This window comes from Flavobacterium panacis, assembly GCF_024649945.1.
GTDB classification, from domain to species: Bacteria; Bacteroidota; Bacteroidia; order Flavobacteriales; family Flavobacteriaceae; genus Flavobacterium; species Flavobacterium panacis.
Window position 1 is genome coordinate 323,462 of record NZ_JANKMS010000004.1, and the last position, 20,610, is coordinate 344,071.

Annotated in this window: 13 protein-coding genes, 1 tRNA gene and 1 pseudogene; 8 read left to right on the forward strand and 7 right to left on the reverse strand. The window is 35.2% G+C overall.

Features of this window, described 5'->3' with window-relative positions; translation table 11 throughout:
• The first annotated feature begins 72 nt into the window (after window positions 1-72).
• Both NQQ59_RS11430 and NQQ59_RS11435 read left to right on the forward strand, forming a co-directional pair.
• On the forward strand, window positions 73-9,969 hold the full coding sequence (locus NQQ59_RS11430) for a SpvB/TcaC N-terminal domain-containing protein (RefSeq protein WP_144219263.1): 9,897 nt from the start codon (window positions 73-75) through the stop codon (window positions 9,967-9,969).
• A 1-nt stretch (window position 9,970) separates the two neighbouring features.
• Window positions 9,971-10,543, forward strand: coding sequence for a hypothetical protein (locus NQQ59_RS11435; protein WP_144219264.1), 573 nt, complete (start codon window positions 9,971-9,973; stop codon window positions 10,541-10,543).
• A 690-nt stretch (window positions 10,544-11,233) separates the two neighbouring features.
• Here NQQ59_RS11435 and NQQ59_RS11440 read toward each other — a convergent pair.
• From NQQ59_RS11440 to NQQ59_RS11465, 7 genes and pseudogenes are all read right to left on the reverse strand, one after another.
• Complete coding sequence (locus tag NQQ59_RS11440; RefSeq protein WP_186296646.1) at window positions 11,234-11,893, reverse strand: S41 family peptidase; 660 nt, start codon at window positions 11,891-11,893, stop codon at window positions 11,234-11,236.
• Between the two features lie 48 nt (window positions 11,894-11,941).
• Complete coding sequence (locus NQQ59_RS11445; RefSeq protein WP_144219266.1) at window positions 11,942-12,343, reverse strand: S41 family peptidase; 402 nt, start codon at window positions 12,341-12,343, stop codon at window positions 11,942-11,944.
• Between the two features lie 923 nt (window positions 12,344-13,266).
• Window positions 13,267-13,347: transfer RNA gene (locus tag NQQ59_RS11450), tRNA-Tyr, on the reverse strand.
• Window positions 13,348-13,781: 434 nt separating this feature from the next.
• Window positions 13,782-14,168, reverse strand: a pseudogene (locus NQQ59_RS25330) (peroxiredoxin family protein); the annotation flags it as partial.
• Between the two features lie 18 nt (window positions 14,169-14,186).
• Window positions 14,187-14,951 (reverse strand): DUF4369 domain-containing protein, encoded by a 765-nt coding sequence (locus NQQ59_RS11455; RefSeq protein WP_144219356.1) that lies wholly within the window; start codon window positions 14,949-14,951, stop codon window positions 14,187-14,189.
• Window positions 14,952-15,215: 264 nt separating this feature from the next.
• Window positions 15,216-15,656: a KTSC domain-containing protein gene (locus NQQ59_RS11460; protein ID WP_144219357.1), complete on the reverse strand. Its 441-nt coding sequence runs from the start codon at window positions 15,654-15,656 to the stop codon at window positions 15,216-15,218.
• A gap of 426 nt (window positions 15,657-16,082) precedes the next feature.
• Window positions 16,083-16,328, reverse strand: a complete 246-nt coding sequence (locus NQQ59_RS11465; RefSeq protein WP_144219358.1) for a hypothetical protein — start codon at window positions 16,326-16,328, stop codon at window positions 16,083-16,085.
• 82 nt (window positions 16,329-16,410) lie between these two features.
• Between NQQ59_RS11465 and NQQ59_RS11470 the strand changes: the two genes are divergently transcribed.
• The 6 genes from NQQ59_RS11470 to NQQ59_RS11495 all read left to right on the forward strand — a co-directional run bounded on the left by NQQ59_RS11470 (window position 16,411) and on the right by NQQ59_RS11495 (window position 20,586).
• Window positions 16,411-16,953 carry a hypothetical protein gene (locus NQQ59_RS11470; RefSeq protein ID WP_144219359.1) on the forward strand — a complete coding sequence of 181 codons (543 nt, stop codon included), beginning with the start codon at window positions 16,411-16,413 and terminating at the stop codon, window positions 16,951-16,953.
• The gene (locus tag NQQ59_RS11475) at window positions 16,953-17,093 is read left to right on the forward strand and encodes a hypothetical protein (protein WP_186296650.1); all 141 of its coding nucleotides are present in this window, start codon (window positions 16,953-16,955) and stop codon (window positions 17,091-17,093) included. The genes NQQ59_RS11470 and NQQ59_RS11475 overlap by 1 nt, the downstream gene beginning before the upstream one ends.
• A 101-nt stretch (window positions 17,094-17,194) precedes the next feature.
• Window positions 17,195-17,428, forward strand: coding sequence for a hypothetical protein (locus NQQ59_RS11480; RefSeq protein ID WP_095931642.1), 234 nt, complete (start codon window positions 17,195-17,197; stop codon window positions 17,426-17,428).
• Window positions 17,400-17,798: a YchJ family protein gene (locus NQQ59_RS11485; RefSeq protein ID WP_257698240.1), complete on the forward strand. Its 399-nt coding sequence runs from the start codon at window positions 17,400-17,402 to the stop codon at window positions 17,796-17,798. The genes NQQ59_RS11480 and NQQ59_RS11485 overlap by 29 nt, the downstream gene beginning before the upstream one ends.
• A 106-nt stretch (window positions 17,799-17,904) precedes the next feature.
• Window positions 17,905-19,023: a vWA domain-containing protein gene (locus NQQ59_RS11490; protein WP_144219360.1), complete on the forward strand. Its 1,119-nt coding sequence runs from the start codon at window positions 17,905-17,907 to the stop codon at window positions 19,021-19,023.
• 99 nt (window positions 19,024-19,122) lie between these two features.
• Complete coding sequence (locus NQQ59_RS11495) at window positions 19,123-20,586, forward strand: MoxR family ATPase (RefSeq protein WP_144219361.1); 1,464 nt, start codon at window positions 19,123-19,125, stop codon at window positions 20,584-20,586.
• Window positions 20,587-20,610: the final 24 nt, after the last annotated feature.

Below are 20,610 nucleotides of genomic sequence, written 5' to 3' on the forward strand. Positions count from 1 at the left end.
GCCGAAGAAAAATTCTTCGTGCAGAACGAAATATAATATAAACCGATTATTAGTAATCGATTAACCAGCTCTATGAAAAAGAAAATTATATTCCTGCTATTTTTAATAGGTACATTTTTGTTTGCTTCCAATTTAGGTGATTATAAAATTCCTTCTTTTATTACAGATAAGTTTTCAGAAAAAGAACCCGTGATTTCAGAATCAAAATCAGATGCAGCTATTGAAGTAAAGAATGAAAGTGAAGGCACAAAATTATTTTCTGCTGATATCGAACAAGGAATTATAGGAATCAACAGCCTTGATGAAGTTGATGATGCTTATGATAATGTTTTTCATCTTAAAATTGATGAATTACCGCAAGCTGATGAAAATGCGTATCTGGAATATGATTTGTTTGGTTACGATGAGACAGCATCGATCTCAAGAAGTTTAAACAATGAACCAAGTATTGGAGGACAATTTGTATCGCAAAATAAAGCCTGGACCAAACAAACCGAATTATTATCTGAGAATTCTCTTAGAACTGGTGATAACGTTTTATTGTTTACAGCGCCAGAAGGAGTTTCAAATGGATATAAAATTAAAAATGTACGAATAGTATATAAAAATGTTCCAGAAGAAAATAATTTTAAACTCCTGAAAGCAGCAAATAAATTGTACATAAAAGGGACAAATTTTCCATCCAAAATAAAGAAACTTACCATTGCAGGAATTTCTGTAGATGTAAATCAGCCAGAATTTGAATTGGTTTTAGATGCAGAAAATACGACTCAATTTATTCCTGTGCTAAAAGAGACTGTGACAGGTCTAATTTTAAAAGAAAAAATAGAATTAAATCAGTTTTTAAAAGTAGAAAGTTTTAGACCAATTGAAAATGCCAAAGAACGTGTTTTTAAGAATATTAATTTTGTGACAGCCAATAATTTAGAGTACAAAAACTTTTCTGCAGTTTTTCCAGTTGGTGCCTTAAAAAACAATCTTACCATTTCGGTAAGTGGTTTAAGAAAAATAGATATTGCACCTTTAAATGCTTCAATGGTGAATGTTACTAATGAGAATGCAGGATTTAGATTACTGCCTCATGGAACCATTTTTGAAAAAGCAGTTACACTTTCACTTCCTTACAGCAAAAAGGCAATTCCAGAAGGATATACAGAAAAGGATATAAATGTATTTTATTTTGATGAAAACAAACGTCTTTGGCAGGAAGTCAGCAAAGATTCGTTAGATATTAAACAGGGATTAATTACAGCAAAAACAACACATTTTACCGATTTTATTGCAGGAATTGTAAAAATGCCAGAATCTCCAGAAACTTCTGGGTATACACCAACAAGCATAAAAGATTTAAAAGCAGCTAGTCCGCTGGTTGGAATTCAATCTATAGAACCGCCAACTCCAAACGTACGCGGAACTGCAAGTACTTCTTTTCCTATTATCGTTCCAAATGGAAGAGGAGGAATGCAGCCTTCTCTAAAATTACAGTATGATAGTGATGGCGGTCATAGCTGGGCTGGAATGGGCTGGGATGTTTCTGTTCCTTCGGTAAGTATTGAAACGCGCTGGGGAGCACCACGATACGATGCAGCAAACGAAACAGAAAGTTATACTATTAGCGGAGAAGCTTTAATACCAAATTCACACAGAGCAGAATGGATTGGAAGAACACCAGATAAACAGTTCTTTCCAAGACGCGAAGGTGCTTTCCAGCAGATCATTCGTAAAGGAGCATCACCAAAAGATTATTATTGGGTAGTAAAAGATAAAAGCGGAAATGCTAGTTATTATGGAGGTACAACGTCTGGACTTTCAGTAAATGGTGTGCTTCAAGACGCGAACGGAAACATTGGGTATTGGGCACTTTGTCTTCAAGTTGACTTGAATGGAAATACAGTAGAATACGAGTATGACAAAAGAGATGGAGGCATTTATCTTAAAAAAATATATTATACAGGTTTCGGTTCTCAAAAGGGAAATTACAATGTTACGTTTGTAAAAAATGGTGATTTAGGCGAACCGAACCGTCAGGATGTACAACTTTCGGCAAGATTAGGTTTTAAGCAGTTAAACAATCAATTATTACGAAAAATTGAAATACGTTACAAAAACGACATGATTCGCAGTTATGAACTGCAATACAAAGAAGGAGCTTTTAAAAAGACTTTATTAGAATCGGTTTCAGAATATGATACAGAGTCCAAGTTGTTTTACACCAATAAATTAGACTACTTTGATGATGTTCGTGATGCTTCAGGAAAATACAATCCTTTTGGACCTGAAGAAAGTTGGAGCGTACCAAGTGACAATTTAAAAAACAACTCTATTCCGTCTTTTAGTAATGCTTTGTTTTCAGGAAAACATTCTCTGGTAAGCAGTACAGAAGGTTCTACAACGGGAGTAAGTTATAGGCTAGGTCTGGGGTTTGCTACTAATGCCGGAAGTTTAAAAGGATTTACTATTGGTGGTCATGGAGGAAATAACTGGGGAAATTCTGAAACTATTGCCACTTTAGAGGATATAGACGGAGATGGATTGCCAGATAAAGTATTCAAAAGTAATAGTGGCGTTTATTATCGAAAAAACTTGGCAGGAACTGGACAGCTGGCTTTTGGAGATCTTCAAGAACTTAATATCAGTGATGTAGGATTTTCAAAATCTAGTTCTTTTAACTGGGGTGTCGATTTAAATATGACTTATGGAAATATTGGTTTTGATCAACAGCGTTCCAGTAATAAAACTAAAGCCTATTTCATGGATTTTAATGGAGATGGTCTTGTTGATTTTGTTCGTAATGGGCAGGTATATTACAACCGATTAGAAAATGGAATCCCCACTTTCAAGAATAGTAGTGCGGGTACGCCGTCACCAGTCTTTGGAGGAGGAAATATTACTATTCCAGGTTATACAACTATTTCTTTGGAAGAGATAGAAAAACAAAATCCGCTTCATGATGTTGTGCGTATGTGGGAAGCTCCTGTAAAAGGGATAATTTCGGTATCGCATCAATATCAATTAGTTCCTGAATCTACTCCAGAACGAATTAAAAGACGCGAGGAATATGTAAATAATGCCGGTGAAGACAAAGCCGATGGGGTTCATTTGTATTTTCAAAAAGGAAATACAGTAATTTGGAACGAAGCAATTGCGGCTACAGATTATGGTATTAAGAGTAAACAAAATACGGCCATTGCTGTAGAAAAAGGAGAACGATTGTATTTTAGAGTTAGCTCTGTTAGAGATGGAAATTTTGACACTGTAAACTGGGATCCAACCATTACTTATTCGCAGATCAAACACTTTGATAGAGGAACTAATGGAAATACAACCGAAAGTGATTTTACCGTTCCAGCTTCTTTACAAGATGTAAACGCATATTCATTGGCCACTTATCAAGCAAGTATCGATTTTTTCAGCAGTTCTAATGAAGGCGGAGTCGTGCCAGTAGCAGGAAATGTCGTTTTGAAAGGTATTTTAAATAAACCTGTTACCTCAGATCACATCAAACTGGTTGTTAAAAAAACATATTTAGATTTGTCTCAGATTCCAGTTATTCTTTATGAAAAAACTTTCTTAGCCAATGAGGTTAGTGCATTCGATTTGTCATCAATTACGCTGCCTGCATTTGAAGCTGAGACTATGGTATCATTGTCCTTACAGACAGAAACCAATATCAATTGGCAGACAATTTCTTTTACGCCAACTGTTACTGTTCCTGCTTATCCGGGAGAATTGGTAAAAGAAGTTCCCTTAGGAGTTTCTCATTTGTTTTACAACAAACGAGAAGGAAATTATAATATGACTGGTATTACTTCTACTTCGTCAGGAAAAGTAAAACTAAGTATTCTGGCTCAGGATTTGACACTCGTAACAGCTGCTCAATATCCAGGTAATATTAATGATTTTGATGGAGATATTATTATTTCTGCTAAACAAAATAATACATTATTAGCACGTAATCGTTATCAAATTACAGGAGGTATTTTGAGTTTGGTAAATAATGCATTTGATAATTCTGTTACGTATCCTGATGTTGTTTTGGGAGTTCCAATTCAATTAGAAATGACAGTTTCTAATGCACGATCTATAACGATTATTAAAAATTATCCAAAAGCTGATGCCTTAAACATTCAAGTTCAAGTTACAGATATAGTCAATGCTTCGGTATGGAACCAAGCTACAGATGATTTCAGCATTTATAGTCTTTTGAATGACGATGAAAGAAGTTTAGGATTGTATTATCGTCAATGGTGTGGATTTGCTATTAATGGAAATTTAGCATCAAATACTATTGATCAGACACTTCTAAAAAAATCAGATGCCTACAGTACAACACCCGATTTAGGAAATACAGATCCTGAAAGTTATGAAGGAACTGACTATGAAGTTGCAAAAAGTTATTTTGTATCCTTAAATCCGTCTTATACTAAAGTAAAATGGGAAGGTTTAGAGGAAGGAATATACATACAAGGACCAACAATTGGTACATCAAGATTGGGAGAAGATGATATTTCGGAGTATACTGATTTTACGCTTCCTAACCTGCCTGGTGGCAGTACTTCTGCGCTGGATATGATAAGCGAAAGTAAAAGTAAAAGTCTTTCTGCAGGAGCTTCTGTTGGCCCTGCCAATGTTGGTTATAGTAAGTCGATTGACGGCGACTCTTACGTAACACAAACAATGAGCGATTTTAATGGAGATAAATTTCCAGATTATATTCGTGGAGAAAATGTACAGCTTACAGCTCCAGTTGGGAAAATTTCCAACGAAGTAGTCAATATGGGAGATAACTTCAGCCATTCTAAAACAAGTACTGAGGGGCCAAATTTTGGAGGAAGCTACAGCCACGGAGCTCCATCAAATTCAATTAGTATGACCATTGGTAAGTCTAACGTGAAAAGAGATGCTGCTAAAGAAACCGCGTCAAAAGAGGCAGAAAAGGGAGGTAATAGCATTGCAGTAAGTGCTTCTCAAGGAAAAGGAGAAGATCATGCGGCAATGATTCATAGTGATATTAATGGGGATGGACTTCCAGATAAAATTTCAGATTCTGGTGATGTTTATTTGAACACTGGATACGGATTTTTACCGGCAGAAAAATGGAACCACAACAGTTTGAATGGAGGAAAATCAACAGATTGGAGCGCTGGATTAGGTTTTAGTATCAAACAAGGATCTATTTCTGGCGGAGCCAATTATGCAAGATCACAATCTGATAGTGAAGAATCTCTTATGGATATTAATGGTGACGGACTTGCTGATAAAATTAAATATGAAGGAAGTACCATGCAGGTTTCCTTAAACTTAGGTAATTCTTTTGCAGCACCAGTTGTCTATCCGAAATATTCAGAAATGAATCAGAATAAAGGAGTAAGCTACGGAATGAATGCTAATTTCTCAATAGACATTGTTATTTGGCTGCTGCGTATTACACCAACCCTTGGAGGAAGCCAAGGATGGAGTACAAACCGTTCTGAAGGAACTTTTATGGATATTGATGGTGATGGAAATTTAGATTATGTGGTTTCAAAAGAAGATGGACATTTGACAGCACAATTATCAAATATCAAAAGGACTAATAAATTAAAAGGCGTTACCAATGGCGCAGGAAATAGTTATACGGTAGATTACGAACTGATAAAACCAAGTTACGAAAATCCATCAGCTAAATGGGTTTTACAAATGGTTACAGTTTTTGATGGACATGTTGGAGATGGTATTGATAATTCGATAGCTAAATTTAGATATGAAAATGCTTATCATGATCGTCGCGAAAGAGAGTTTTATGGTTTTGAAAAGGTAATCGAAGAAGAAATAGATGCGTCTGATAATTCATTATTTTCGACAACGGTTCAAGAATATCACAATCACGATTATTTTAGAAAAAATCTTTTAAAGCGCAGCTATACTTTAGATAAGGATGGTAAAATACGCAAAGAGTCTGAAAATGAATACAGCTTAGTAGATGCTGCTGCACAAGCCAGTATTTCAGAATCTGAATTAAATTTACCATCATGTGACGATAAAAGAGTTTTTGCTGGATTAATTCATACCAACGAAAAAGTTTACGAAGCAGGAGGTGAATATCTAGAAACGAATATTTTCAATACTTATGATGCAAACGGAAACATCATTCAGTACGAAGATTTAGGAAATGGTTCAGCTGATGATAAAGTTACAGCCAAAATAGCATATCATGAAAGCACTAATCCATATTATGGAGGTATAGCAAAACAGTTAGAAGTTTATACAAGTGAAGGATTAAGACGTAAAAGAACCGCGGCGGTAAATCCTGCAACAGCAGAAGTAACTCAGATAAGCAATTACAGTGCAGCAGATAAAATTGCTGTTACTGATATTGCATATGATACTTACGGAAATATCGAAAAAATTACTGGTCCTGTCAATCATAAAGGACAGCGTATGACTTTGGAATATGTATTTGATTCAGAAAACCACCAATACATGACCGAAATAAAAGACGCCTTTGATTATCAGAACAAAGTAGAGTTCGATTACCGTTTTGGAGTGCCTCTTAAAACAACAGATCGTAACGATCAAAGTACTATTTATACTTTGGATACAAAAGGTCGTATATCAACAATAAAAGGCCCTTATGAAATTGCTTCAGGCAGACCATACACGATTGCTTATGAATATTTTCCAGAAGCAGAAGTTCCGTATGCCAAAACTAGAAATTATGATCCAGAACTTGACAAAGACATCGAAACCTACACGTATACAGATGGATTAGGAAGACCTTTGCAGGTTAAAAAAACAGCAAGTTTATTTACACAGCCCGGAAGTCCAGATCAGGAAGCTCACGTTGTTTCGGGTCGCATCATTTATGATGGACTGGAAAGACCAATAGCCACCTACTATCCGACGACGACGACTACGATGGATAATAATTTTAGTACAGCAGTGTCTAATGTTGAGCCAACGAAAACAGATTATGATGAGGTTGGACGTCCAATAAAAGTAACATTGCCAGATGGAAGCACCAATACAACATCTTATACCATTATCAATCATGATGGATTGTCAGTACTAAATACAACACAAACCGATGCTTTAAACAGAACAAGCTCAACTTATACAGATGCTGCAGGTCAAAATGTAGCCGTTGTACAAAATGATTTGGTAACAAAGATTGAAACTAATGCACTGGGAGAAACGGTAAAAGTAACGGATGCCATGGATCATATTACCAGAATGAGTTACGACTGGATAGGAAAACGTATTGAATATACACATCCAGATGCTGGAACAACAACTATGGAATATGATTTGGCAGGAAATTTAACTAAACGCATAACGCAAGATTTAAAAAATACCGTTCCAAATGGCGGTGCTGTAGAATATGTCTATAATTATAATCGTTTAGAATTTATAAAATACCCTAAGAATCCACAGAATAATGTCCAATATAATTATGGAAAAGCTGATGGAACTCCATCTCGACGAGGAAGAGTGTGGTTTGTACAAGATGCAACTGGAGGACAAGAATTTTTCTTTGGTAAATTAGGAGAGGTTGAAAAAGAAATTCGCACACTTCGTATTACGCCTACAGATGTACAAACTTATATTTCACAATTTGAATACGATACATGGAATCGTATCCAGAAAATGACCTATCCTGATGGAGAAGTAGTAGAATACACTTATAACCGTGCTGGAAATCTGCAAAGTATGAAAGGTAAAAAAGAAAGCCATACTTATGATTATATCAAGCAATTAAGTTATGATGAATTCGAACAGCGTAAATACCTGAAATATGGTAACGACACCGAAACGAATTATACTTATGATGCCGTAATGAGAAGATTACAGCAGTTACAAGTAAGAAGCGGAGAAAGACAGGTCTTAAACAATGCTTATGGTTATGATAATGTTGGAAATGTATTAAGCATTAAAAATACAGCTCCAATAATAAACAACAGCTTAGGAGGAACCTCTTCTCAAGAATACCAATATGATGATTATTATAGATTAAAATCGGCAAAAGGCTCTTATCAAGGAGAGTTTACCAAAGCCAATTATGAGCTGAATATGTCCTATAATAAAATGCATAATATTACGAAGAAAGATTTGCTTCACACGCTGAACAATGAGCAAAAAGGATATGTTCTAGATTATGCTTACGATAATGAATTACATCCGCATGCGCCGAGTAAAATTGCTGAAACAGCTAAAGAAGATCCTCGCGAATATCTTTATGATGGAAACGGAAACCCAACAAGTTATACAGAAACTCAAAGTTTCAGAAAAATGACTTGGGACGAGGAAAATCGACTAATGGGAATTAATGATAATGGAAGAATTTATCAATTTTCTTATGATAGTAATGGAGAGCGCGTAATTAAAAGTTCAGCCGATTCTCAAAATGTTGTAATAAACGGAGAAAACGCCGCTACAATTATACATACAGATGATTATACAGGATATGTAAGTCCGTATTTTGTGATAAGAAAAGGTAAATTTACCAAACATTATTTTGAAGGAAGTGGACGAATTGTGAGCAAATTGGGTAACGGAACTTTTGCCCAGCCGTTAGGTTTAACAGCAGGAGGTATAAATTACACCAATCTTAGTGCAGAACAGCAAAAGGCGTTAGATGCTTATGTGAAAAGTTTAGGTTTACCACCAGGACCTCCAACACAGCAAGGAATCTATGCTACGCCAGAATTTACAGGGAATCCGTATCCAAGTGAAGTACTTAAACCTGTAGAAGAAAATCAAGAACCTCCAGAAGGATGGCCTAGAAACCCAATTTTTAATGCTCCGGGAGATGTTCCAGGTCCGCCAGTACAATTTGGCCCTCCAATAGAACCAACTACCGTACAAGCAGGAGAAGGTTTTACAGGAACCGGAATGCCAGAAAATGATATTTTTTATTTTCATGCTGATCATTTGGGAAGTACTTCCTATATTACAGCCAAAAATGGTTCTATTTCACAGCACGTAGAATACATTGCTTTTGGTGAGATTTTGTTTGAAGAACATGCAACTTCGTTTTCGTCTCCTTATTTGTTTAACGGCAAGGAATTAGATAGAGAAACAAACTTAACCTATTATGGAGCAAGGTATCTCGATATGAAAGCTAGTTTGTGGTTAAGTGTCGATCCTTTAATGTTTAAAGAAGACTTTTTTGATGAGCCAGAATCGAGTAACGGAGGAGGGTTTAATTCATTCAACTTAACATCTTATGCATTTTCATACAATAACCCTGTAAAATATGTAGATCCAGATGGAGAATGTCCTAATTGTGCCACTGCTGCCGCAGGAGCATTGATTGGCGGTATTATAGGAGGTGCCATAGAAGCAGGAACCCAATTATACAAAAACGGTAAAGTAGATAATTGGAAAGCTGTAGGTGGTGCTGCGGTACAAGGTGCTGTTGTAGGAGGAGCCGCAGGATTTACTGGAGGAGCCAGTTTATTGGTAACTGCAGGTGTTTCTGGTGGAGCTAATGCCGTTGGAGGTGCTGCGAGCAGAGCCATTCAGGGACAAAAAACAACCGTTAGAGATGTTGTAGTTGATGGAACTGTAGGAGCTGTTTTAGGAGCTGGAGGTAAATTGGTAGGGAGTGCCGTTAAAAATTCGACGAATAATTTATCACGAAGCGCTAAAGGAAAATTAGGAGAAGCCATTACAGAAATCAAATACAGAGGTCGAGGTTATGTCAGTCAAGGCAAAGCTCAGGTTATGACTGGCGGAAGGACTCCAACAGGAAGACAAGCCAAAGCATTATTTGACCATGACATGAAAAACATATTTACCGGGCGACGATTGACGGTGGAAAGCAAATTTAACACCTCCGGGTTGACCAGAAATCAAAGAACAGCAATCAACAGGGGGGCACAGGTCATTATAGACAGGACCACCAGCCAAGGTCTAGGGAATGCTGCCAAAACGGCGACTTTGGGCACTGGCGGTGGCATAGCAGCCCAAAGAAATACAAGAGACTAATATGAGTACAAGTTTTAAAAAATCGGACAAGGAGCTCCTGGATGCCAGGAATGCTATTTTCAAGGAGTATGGAATTCCGGGACTGGAGAAGAACGGTTACGTGAAGTCCCCATTCAAAAGCTCGTGGTTCGGGCAGTATGATACAAATATACGAGGCTATTCCTATGAGCTCTGCAGGCTGGCAGATAACAGTGAGCTGCACCTTGTCAATGCCACGATGGTGAAGGGCGACAAATGGATCAAGATAAACCTGAATATTTTCCGGCTAGGTGAAAAGTTAGAATCGTTGGATCAATTGGGGGACTGCGAAGGGATCAACTTTCATCTTCCGCCGCACGAGTCCACAAGCATGCGTCTGAGGAGCGATGACTACAAGGGACCGCCGCTGTTCCATATGATGTTTTCTCCGGAATACAAATTAGGCAATGTAGGTTCTGAAAGCAGTTTTGAAAAAGAGGTCAGGAAACTGGCGGATCTGGTGGGTAAGGACATGGCCAATATCCGATCCTTTGAGAGGAGGTGGCATGAACTGCACCGGCCACGTACGACCGATGTGGAGGGCAATGTAATATAAGCTGCGGCTGGTACGATCCTGTTTCCTGCAGTATAGGAACACGGATGTAATCAAGGCTCGTTGATCAGTTTGCCGTTTGCAGGGTTCAAGCTTCACCGGTTCAAAAAGCAAAAACAGATCTTGCGACAAGGCACTTGATTCGTAAAGAAGGACGACCGGACGTTTTGCAATGTCCGGTTTTCGTTATGACTGCAGGTTGATGCAAAAAACATGTCCTACATTCTTTAATAGTTAGTTAGTTAGTTAGTTAGTTAGTTAGTTAGTTAGTTAGTTAGTTAGTTAATTTCCATTGCTATCGGGGCTAAAAGGCTGAATCCATTTTATGTTTCGGTTTTCAGTTTTTAGTAATAATTTGAAATAGTGTTGACAAAATGTATACAGTTTCGAACCTAAGCTTGTTAGACCATGAATCAGCCGGATTTTTAATTTTCCAAATATTAATGTGCCACGATATTGCCATAAAAACTAAAACTTACGAAAAATCAGTAAAACTTGCTTAGTTTTTTGTTCCAAATAGCTTTCATTGCGGTTCCAGCTAACGTTCGGCGGCGTCCCGATCGTGGCAGCCTTCCGGAGATTGTTCTCTCCACCGACTCTAAAAGTGCTAAAATTAATGTTTTACGGCTTAAAAATGTATGTCTTTACTAGCTCAATTAGCATGACGGGAAGCCGCTGTTGGTGGTAGTTTATTTAGTCGCGGGTCTTTAATAATTCTTTGATGGCTGTGTCTAATACTGGATCATTCATGTTTAGCAAATCATTTTGGGTATTTAGAACATGAATGTCAACAGGTGCGCCGATTCCTTCATAACAAATCATTTTGTTGTCGTAGTATCGCTCATTAGAGAGTGAAATAAGCCACCCATTTGGAAGTGTAAAGCCATACATATTTGAGTAAATGCCGCGTGTGTTTGAACCGATAATTTTTACATTGGGCAGTTCTCTCATTATCGAAGCAAATAAATCTCCGGCGCTTACTGTTTTGTCATTCGTTAAGACTACTACAGGTTTTGTAAATTGAAAAACACCTTTAGGCTCAGTGTACCATGTTTCAAGCTGCGCAAAATCTTCATATCCTCCCTTTCTTATTCTTGTTTTTTTATGCATTCCAATTACTTTACTAGCTGTAAATCTGCCAGCAACTTCATAAGCAAATTCATCATTGCCTCCAATATTATCTCTTACATCTACGATAATTGATTTCACATCTTTAAAACTTGCAAACAGCGTATCCAATAGTTTACCTGCAACTACTGCATCAGGCACATTATCAGAATCTTGATCAACGAAGCATCTGTTGAATCGCAGGTATCCAATACCATTTGAAGTCGAATAAGCAAACAGAGGCACATGATTAAATTCAGGACCTGCGTATTGCAGCGCTGTAAAATGTTTACGCTATAAGGAAGAATTTACCATTTGCCAAAACTCATTACGCAAACTATCCGTTGGGAACTCTTTTACGAACTGTGAAGGTTTCACGGATTTGAATTGTTTTATTCCCGGAACGATAACATTGATATGATTGTCCTTAAAAGGAGCCAGCATCTGAGAAAAAAACGTATATAAAGAATCATCGGAAGTATTGGCGTTTATCACTGGTCTATATTTTTGATAGGTGGCATGCCAGTCAATATTCCTTAACTTAAAGAAGGCATAGTTGTCTTCAAAAGTATGCCATAACACTTCAAAATTTAATTCTGGTCTTGAAATAGTAGTGTCCTTTGGATAGGATACCGGATTTTGAGCAAAGACAAAACTAGCAGAAAGGGATAGCAATGCAAGGATAATTTTTTTCATTTTAAAATTTTTAATGTTCGATGTTAGTTTCCATTTTCGAATAGCAGCGATAAGGAATCAAGCTAATTTTTAGAGTCTATACAATAACAATAACAATAACAACAAATCTATCAATACTTCAATAAGTAAAGTAATCTACCTATTCTTTTTGTAATGTAAATATTTTCTGATTTTAAGGAGGTGCGCTCTGGTATTAGTCTTGACAACTATCCATCTCGCGGTCCTTTTGTTTTTTCTCAAGATTACAGGATTTAGGATTAAATACTGCATTTGCGACTTCTTTGTAAGAAGAGTATTTGCTTCATCCCACTCTGATTTTCCAGCTTTTGCAAAAAGTAAAATTACTCGATCGACATGACATTAAATTGTATAAAAGCGAACGGCATACTTTTTTTTGAACATGTGGAAGTAATTTGGTATGTTGATCCTTTTTGGAGAAACTTGTCAAATTGCCCGAAAGTGTCAAATCAACTTTTACCTTACCGAAGCAATAATCTAAAATTGATTCTAAAAGCAATCCAGATAAATGATAGATAAATAAAAACGCATCACAGAGATTATAAGTTTCTTCTTTTGATCTTCTGGACATTTCCTTGGTTGCAAAACCAGGGAAATAAACCAATTTTTAGGCTCGCTTGAACAACAGTAAAAATGCGTAATACAGTTTCGGACACAATTCTAGAAGGCATTAATTTTACTGATTTTGTCGTTCCAAAAAATAGTAAGCTCCACAATTGCCTCAAAACTTATAAAGATGAAAAATCGACAAATTCCCTTAGCATTTTGTGGCAGAAATGATATCAAGTCCACACTGCAATGTCACGAATTTGCCACAAAAATTTTGTGTGTTTATAAAAGATATGAAAACTGCAGTAAAACAAAAAAGCCTGCGAATCTTACGATTTGCAGGCTTTACCTTTTAGTGGGGAGAGCAGGATTCGAACCTGCGAAGTTCACACAGCAGATTTACAGTCTGCCCTCGTTGGCCGCTTGAGTATCTCCCCGATCTCAGCTTGTTGTGCTTTGTTGTTCTTAGCGGTGGCAAAGATAGGAACTCTTTCTACATTTCCAAACAAAAAAATGACTTAATTTTAAGTTATTTTAAAGTTATTTTTTAATTCGCTGGAATTGAATAAAATAAAAAGATGCTAATTTGAAGTTTTTTTCAATTTGTTTTTAAAAGTACTATTTTTCTTATGTGTAATCTATGGTTTTGTCTTTCAATTTGGTACTCAATAAAGCTGTCAAGTATTACTTTTGTTAGTGTTTTATATAGATATTGGAGATAAGTTTATTTTAAAATTTAAACATTACTACGATTCGTAATGATTTTTTTTCGTCAGATTGTAATTAGAGTTCATTTCTAAATAAAAAAAGGCACTAAAAACAAAAAAAATCTCCACTAGGGAGATTTTTTGATTTATTTTAAAATAGAGTGTTATTTTGCTAACAGCTCTACAATTTTCGCTTTTAATTCAGGACCTCTTAAATCTTGAGCAACTACTTTTCCTGATGCATCAAGAATAAAAGTTGCAGGAATTGATTCTACATTATACTGCTTCGCAATTGGTTCATCCCAAAATTTTAGGTTAGAAACATGTGTCCAAGTTAAGCCATCTTTTGCAATCGCTTCTTTCCATTTTGAGGCATCTTTATCTAAAGATACTCCAACAATATTTAAACCTTTTGAGTGTAACTCTTTATATATAGCTACAACATTTGGGTTTTCTTGTCTACATGGACCACACCATGAAGCCCAGAAATCAACGATAGTTACCTTTCCTAAACTTTGTTTAAGCGAAACTACTTTTCCTTCTGGAGTAGGGCCTGAAAAATCTGCTCTTCATTTAGGGCTGCCTACTGCTGGAGCTCCTGTAGTACCAACAGATGGCAATTTTGCCTGACCAAATCTTGTTTTTAATTCTTTTCCAGGAGCAGTATTTTTAAGAGACTCATCTAAAGAATTGAAAAGAGTTTCCATTTTTTTCAAATCAGTTGATGGATCATTTAATAAATTCTGGATAAGTACAACTGTAATGAATGATTTTGGATGAGTTTCAGCATAAGTTAAGAATTTCTTTTTGCTGTTTTCTCCAACTTCTTTTTGAATTTCCATGTATTGTTTCATCAAACTATTGATAACCGCTGTATCTTGAGCTTGTTGAGCTTGTTGCATTTTTTGATTGTTCTTTTTCTGAAAATCAATTAATGATTTTTGAGTTTTTGTCATTTCGTCCATAAACGTTACATACTCATCGTTGTTGTAAGTTCCTGAAACTTTAGATTTTTGGATACTGTCTTTGTCAATTGTAACTTTAATTTCTCCACTTTCAAGAATTAATGGAACAGGACCATTAGCACCTTGTAAAATTAATGTATGAAAAGCAGGCTCAGTTACTTTTCCTTTTATTTCAAATTTTCCGTTCTCAACTTTTACTGTATCAAGAGCAACAGGCATTCTTGTAGCAGGGTCTGCACCTTGTAAAATGATAGTTTTTCCGTTTTCAATTCCTGTAGCAGTACCTGTAATAAGGTATTCTCCATCTTTAACTTTGCTGCAAGAAATGATAGCTGCAGAAGCTGTAAGTACAAAAAGTATTTTTTTCATTATAAAAAATTAATTAGTTAATTGATTTGTGCAACAAAAGTATCTAAAAATATAAAACATACAGAATTTTGTAACCTAAAATTTTGTTATAGTTTTTTTAGGTTTAAAGTGCATATAATCAGCATGTTTGTTGGTTTTATTTGACTGAAAGCTGTTAATTGTAAACTTAATTTGAACAAGTATATTCGAATTTTAAATTTTCGGACATAAAAAAAGCACTCATTTTATAGAGTGCTTTTTTGTGAAATATAGTGTTTTTAAAACTTATTCTTGGTTTGTTTTCTTTCTCCAAGTAAAAGAGTTTAAGATATGTCTTTTAGCAAATCTTCCAGGAGAATCAGCATTTACCATTTTAACGTAAGTTGCTTTTGGTACACTGATGTATTCGTAAACACTTCCGTTAGAAAAGTCAATAATCAAACGACCTTCTACAAATTTATAATCTGTAATAGTACAAGTTGTAATTGTTTCTGTGTACTCAGGTAAATTAAGTTTGATAGTATCAGGGTGAATACTTACTAAAAAGTGGTAAGCTTCGATGATCGTTTTACTTTTTTCTTCTGCAGCTTTAAGACCAGCGTCATCTCCTACAAATTTATCAGGATGAGATTCTTTCATCGCATTACGATAAATTGTCTTTAAATCTTTTAACTCTGCAGTTTTTTCTACGTTTAGTAACTTGCGGTATTCAACTATTTTTTTCATAAATAAAAGGTAACTACTTGTCTATTAGTTTGAAATCGATATTAATTAGTTCAAATCGACAAATTTTTTGCAAAGGTACACTTTTTTTTAACTTTTTAGTTTTGATGGAAAAAATATTCGGGAAAGTTGGTTTATTAAAATGTTAACTCAGATTTACTCAAATTATTGAACCTGATAATTTAATCGCAAAGAGCGCAAAGTTTTACGCAAAGCACACAAAGGTTTTATTTTTTGAGAATCATTAAAATGAAAAGTTCGCAAAGCTTTGTCGACACAGAGCTTTGCGAACTTAATATTTAGACATGCTAGATTTTAAAATTTAAAAAAAACTTAGCGTTCTTTGCGTAAATCTTAGCGTTCTTAGCGGTTAAAAAAAACGTATCAATAGTCAACTTGAAACAAGAAAAACATGAAACCTGAAACAAATTACTCAGGTTTATGATTCGCTTTATCGAAGTTTCTTGATTTTTTGGGATATTGTTTATAACTCATATCGCTTGGATTTTCAATAACAGATTTTATTGTAATCCAATCGCCAACTTTAAATTTAGCTTCAACCATTTTATAGTCTAAAAGATATACGCCACAGAAATAATTATTATTTTCATCTTTTTCGATAACACCAGTAAAAACTCCTTTTTGCGGCATTTTTTGTTCTAAATCTTTAGACATGATTTTTTTGTTTTGAATTAAAGCAACAAAGGTAAGCAATTAATGTTTTAGGGAGTTCACTGTAATCTGAGTATATTTGCACATGCAGAAAAATTTTAAACCCCATCCTAATTCTTTTAAAAATACCTTTTGTGTTTTTAATGAAGTGTTGGAAGATTCGATTGAAGGATTAAAAAAACAATTTGAAAGCAAAGCAGGAAGTACCTATTATTATACAGAAGAAGGAATGTATCGCGTTTCGAATCATTGGGGAAGATTGGCAAACAGCAAATGGCGTTTGATTGCCCGAAATCCGGAAACGGAATCGAAAACTAAAATTGGTTTTGCAAAATGGTCAGCGTTTTATCCAGATAATGCCGAAGAGAAACTCTATTATATAAAAGCTGATTTCGAAAATAATCTTGCGAATTATGAACACAAGAACAATCCTGAATACGACGGAAAAGCCATTTTAAGAACGAGTTTTGAAACCACAAAAAGATTAAAACAAGTTCGGAATTTACAGCAATTAACTTCGTGGGCAAAATATTTCGATTATGATGATATTGATGATTTAAGAAAACAAATTATCAACGAATTGATTTTCACAGAAAAAACGTTAGAACAAATTAAAAGAGAAATATAATGGGGCGCAATAACGAAAGAAACATCAAAAAGCACAATGATAAATTGCATAAAGCCCAAGCGAAAGCCAAACAAGCCGAGATTTCGCGCAAAGAAAAGTTGAAGGAAATCATGAAAAAATTCAACGAAAGTAAAGAATAATTAGTTTGCCATGAATTGCCACAAGTTGTTTTTTGAAATATAAATTTAAGTATAAAAATTAGTGTTAATTAGTGAAATTAGTGGCAGAAAAAATAAATAATATGAATAGTAAATTTGAAGAATTAAAAGCAAACGTGCAGGAAATCATTGATTTGATTGCTGCGAAAAACGATAGAGAAGCAAACAACAAATTATTGGAAGTAAGCGAAACATTAGACGAAATGATTGATTTTGCTGAAGAAGACGAAGAAGTTCGCGAAATAACGCGTTATCAAGTTTTATTGAATCAGCTTCACGTTAAAATTAATGGAGAAGAACCAGTTGATGGAGAGTAAAAAATGCTTCTGCGATACAGGATTGCTTTTTGAAAATTGTTGCGGATTATATCTAAATAACAATCAAAAAGCACCTTCAGCATTAACTTTAATGCGATCAAGATACTCGGCGTATGCAACCCATAATGCTGATTATTTGATGGAAACAACTTATATTTCTGAACGAAAATATTATTCGAAAGCTGAAATTTTAAGATGGGCAGTTTCTAATAAATGGCAGAAATTGGAGATTTTGAGTTCTTCTAAAAATACTGTAGAATTCAAAGCTTACTTTTTAGATTCAGATCAGAAACCGCAAGTACATTATGAATTTTCTACTTTTAAATTCGAAAATGGCGCTTGGTATTATTTGGACGGAAAGTTTGAATAATTATTATATCTAACACTGTTAGTTGTGATTTTTGGTTGAATATTTTAACTAAAAATTAATAAACAATTCGTTTTTCATAATTCTAAAAAGACGTAATTTTAGATTTATGAAAAACGAATTTAAAAAAGGCTTTTATTTTAAGACCTACGAAGCTCCTTTTCAGTCTCCGTTTGACAAACTTTTTACGATTTTTAAAGAGTTAATTACCCATACTTCGGGTGATTTTGATGAAGCTATAAGCTGGCTTCGGGAACTGGATGTCGAATACAAACTTACCGACGAGAATTATACTATTGATGATTTCATTGAAGATTTAAAGAAAAAAGGTTACATTAGAGATGAAGTAAAAGGTGATGGAAGTAATGGTTTCGGAATAACTGCAAAAACCGAAAGAGCAATTAGACAACAAGCTTTAGATCAGATTTTCGGAAACTTGAAAAGATCTGGAAGCGGAAATCATAAAACAAAACATGCCGGAAATGGCGACGAACATACTGGCGAATTCCGTGAATTTAATTTTGGAGATAGTTTAGAAAGGATTTCATTAACCGAAAGTCTTCGAAATGCCCAAATCAACAACGGAGTTGAAAGTTTTATGCTAACTGAAAATGATTTGGTTGTCGAAGAAGCCCAGTACAAAGCACAAATGAGTACCGTTCTAATGATTGACATCAGTCACAGTATGATTTTGTATGGCGAAGACCGAATTACGCCTGCTAAAAAAGTAGCGATGGCTTTGGCAGAATTGATCACAACAAGATATCCGAAAGATACACTGGATATTCTAGTTTTTGGAAATGATGCTTGGACGATTCCAATTAAAGATTTGCCTTATTTGCAAGTTGGACCTTATCATACCAATACAGTTGCTGGTTTACAATTGGCAATGGATATTCTTCGCAGAAAGCGAAATACCAACAAACAAATTTTCATGATTACCGACGGAAAACCAAGTTGCGTTCGCGAACGTGATGGTTCATATTATATGAATAGTAATGGTTTAGACGAATATATTGTCGATAAATGTTACACGCAAGCACAACAAGCTAGAAAACTTCATATTCCGATTACGACTTTTATGATCGCTCGAGATCCATATTTACAGCGTTTTGTGAATCAGTTTACAGAAGCCAATCAAGGAAAAGCATTTTACACAGGATTAAAAGGCTTGGGCGAAATGATTTTTGAGGACTACGAAGCAAATAGAAAGAAAAGGATTAAATAAGGGTGCTAAGTTGCTAAGATTCTAAGATACTAAGGTTTCTTTTGATGATGAATATATGCAATGCTCCAAAACAAATAATAAAATTTACATTTCAATACAATGGAAATAACTACTATAAAGACCTTAGGTCAATTAAAAGCCGCTGGATATAAAAGTACAAGCATAAAAGATGAATTACGTAATAATCTTCGTGAGAAAATCAAATCAGGAAAACCTGTTTTTGAAGGTGTTCACGGATTTGAAAATACGGTAATTCCAGAATTAGAACGCGCGATTTTATCTCGTCATAATATCAATTTACTTGGACTTCGTGGTCAAGCAAAAACACGTTTGGCGCGTAAAATGATTGAATTATTAGACGAATATATTCCGTTTGTGGAAGGTTCAGAAATTAATGATGATCCATTAAATCCAATTTCTCGTTTTGCAAAGGATTTAATTGCAGAAAAAGGTGATGAAACGCCAATTTCGTGGTTGCACAGAAGCGAACGTTTCTTCGAAAAACTCGCAACTCCAGACGTTACAGTTGCCGATTTAATTGGAGATGTTGACCCAATAAAAGCGGCGAATTTAAAATTATCTTACGCAGACGATCGCGTAATTCACTTCGGAATGATTCCGAGAGCGAATCGCTGTATATTTGTAATCAACGAATTACCAGATTTACAGGCTAGAATTCAAGTTGCTTTATTTAATATTTTGCAAGAAGGCGATATTCAAATTAGAGGTTTCAAATTGAGAATGCCTTTAGATATGCAATTTGTTTTCACGGCAAATCCAGAAGATTATACCAATCGAGGAAGTATTGTAACGCCTCTTAAAGATAGAATTGGTTCTCAGATTTTAACGCATTATCCAGAAAGTATCGAGATTGCAAGAACGATCACAGAACAAGAATCTAAATTAGATCAAAACCAAACTGATGTGGTTTACGTTCCAAGTTTGGCAAGAGATATTTTAGAGCAAATTAGTTTTGAAGCCCGAGAAAGCGAATACATCGACAATAAAAGTGGTGTAAGTGCAAGAATGAGTATTACGGCATTCGAAAACTTAATTAGTACGGCAGAACGTCGCGCTTTGATTTCTGGTGTTGATAAAACATCATTACGCTTATCGGATTTTGTGGGAATTATTCCAGCAATCACAGGAAAAGTCGAATTGGTTTACGAAGGAGAGCAGGAGGGAGCCGATGTTGTGGCTGAAAGTTTGATTGGTTCTGCCATTAGAACTTTATTTCCTCAGTATTTTCCAAAAATTGAAAAATTAGAAAAACCAGACGAAAAAACGCCATATTCTGATGTTGTTGAATGGTTTTTCGCGGAAAGCGGTTTCGAATTATTAGACGATGCTTCAGACAAAGAATACAAAAGTATTTTAGACGAAGTAACTCCGCTTGATGAATTATTAAAAAAATACCAACCTCAATTAGCAAAACAAGATGTTTACTTTATGAAAGAATTTGTTTTATGGGGATTGGTTGAATATAAAAAACTGAGCAAAGACCGTTTTGCAAAAGGGAATCAGTTTAGAGATATTTACGGAAGTTACATTAGTAAATTCTAAGAAAGAAATATATTAAAATTGCTA

What these genes read in the sequence shown, in the direction of transcription:
- NQQ59_RS11430 (WP_144219263.1), top strand. Translation starts at nt 73, where the DNA reads ATGAAAAAGAAAATTATATTCCTGCTATTTTTAATAGGTACATTTTTG.
- NQQ59_RS11435 (WP_144219264.1), top strand. Translation starts at nt 9,971, where the DNA reads ATGAGTACAAGTTTTAAAAAATCGGACAAGGAGCTCCTGGATGCCAGG.
- NQQ59_RS11445 (WP_144219266.1), bottom strand. Translation starts at nt 12,343, where the DNA reads ATGAAAAAAATTATCCTTGCATTGCTATCCCTTTCTGCTAGTTTTGTC.
- NQQ59_RS11455 (WP_144219356.1), bottom strand. Translation starts at nt 14,951, where the DNA reads ATGAAAAAAATACTTTTTGTACTTACAGCTTCTGCAGCTATCATTTCT.
- NQQ59_RS11460 (WP_144219357.1), bottom strand. Translation starts at nt 15,656, where the DNA reads ATGAAAAAAATAGTTGAATACCGCAAGTTACTAAACGTAGAAAAAACT.
- NQQ59_RS11465 (WP_144219358.1), bottom strand. Translation starts at nt 16,328, where the DNA reads ATGTCTAAAGATTTAGAACAAAAAATGCCGCAAAAAGGAGTTTTTACT.
- NQQ59_RS11470 (WP_144219359.1), top strand. Translation starts at nt 16,411, where the DNA reads ATGCAGAAAAATTTTAAACCCCATCCTAATTCTTTTAAAAATACCTTT.
- NQQ59_RS11475 (WP_186296650.1), top strand. Translation starts at nt 16,953, where the DNA reads ATGGGGCGCAATAACGAAAGAAACATCAAAAAGCACAATGATAAATTG.
- NQQ59_RS11480 (WP_095931642.1), top strand. Translation starts at nt 17,195, where the DNA reads ATGAATAGTAAATTTGAAGAATTAAAAGCAAACGTGCAGGAAATCATT.
- NQQ59_RS11485 (WP_257698240.1), top strand. Translation starts at nt 17,400, where the DNA reads ATGGAGAAGAACCAGTTGATGGAGAGTAAAAAATGCTTCTGCGATACA.
- NQQ59_RS11490 (WP_144219360.1), top strand. Translation starts at nt 17,905, where the DNA reads ATGAAAAACGAATTTAAAAAAGGCTTTTATTTTAAGACCTACGAAGCT.
- NQQ59_RS11495 (WP_144219361.1), top strand. Translation starts at nt 19,123, where the DNA reads ATGGAAATAACTACTATAAAGACCTTAGGTCAATTAAAAGCCGCTGGA.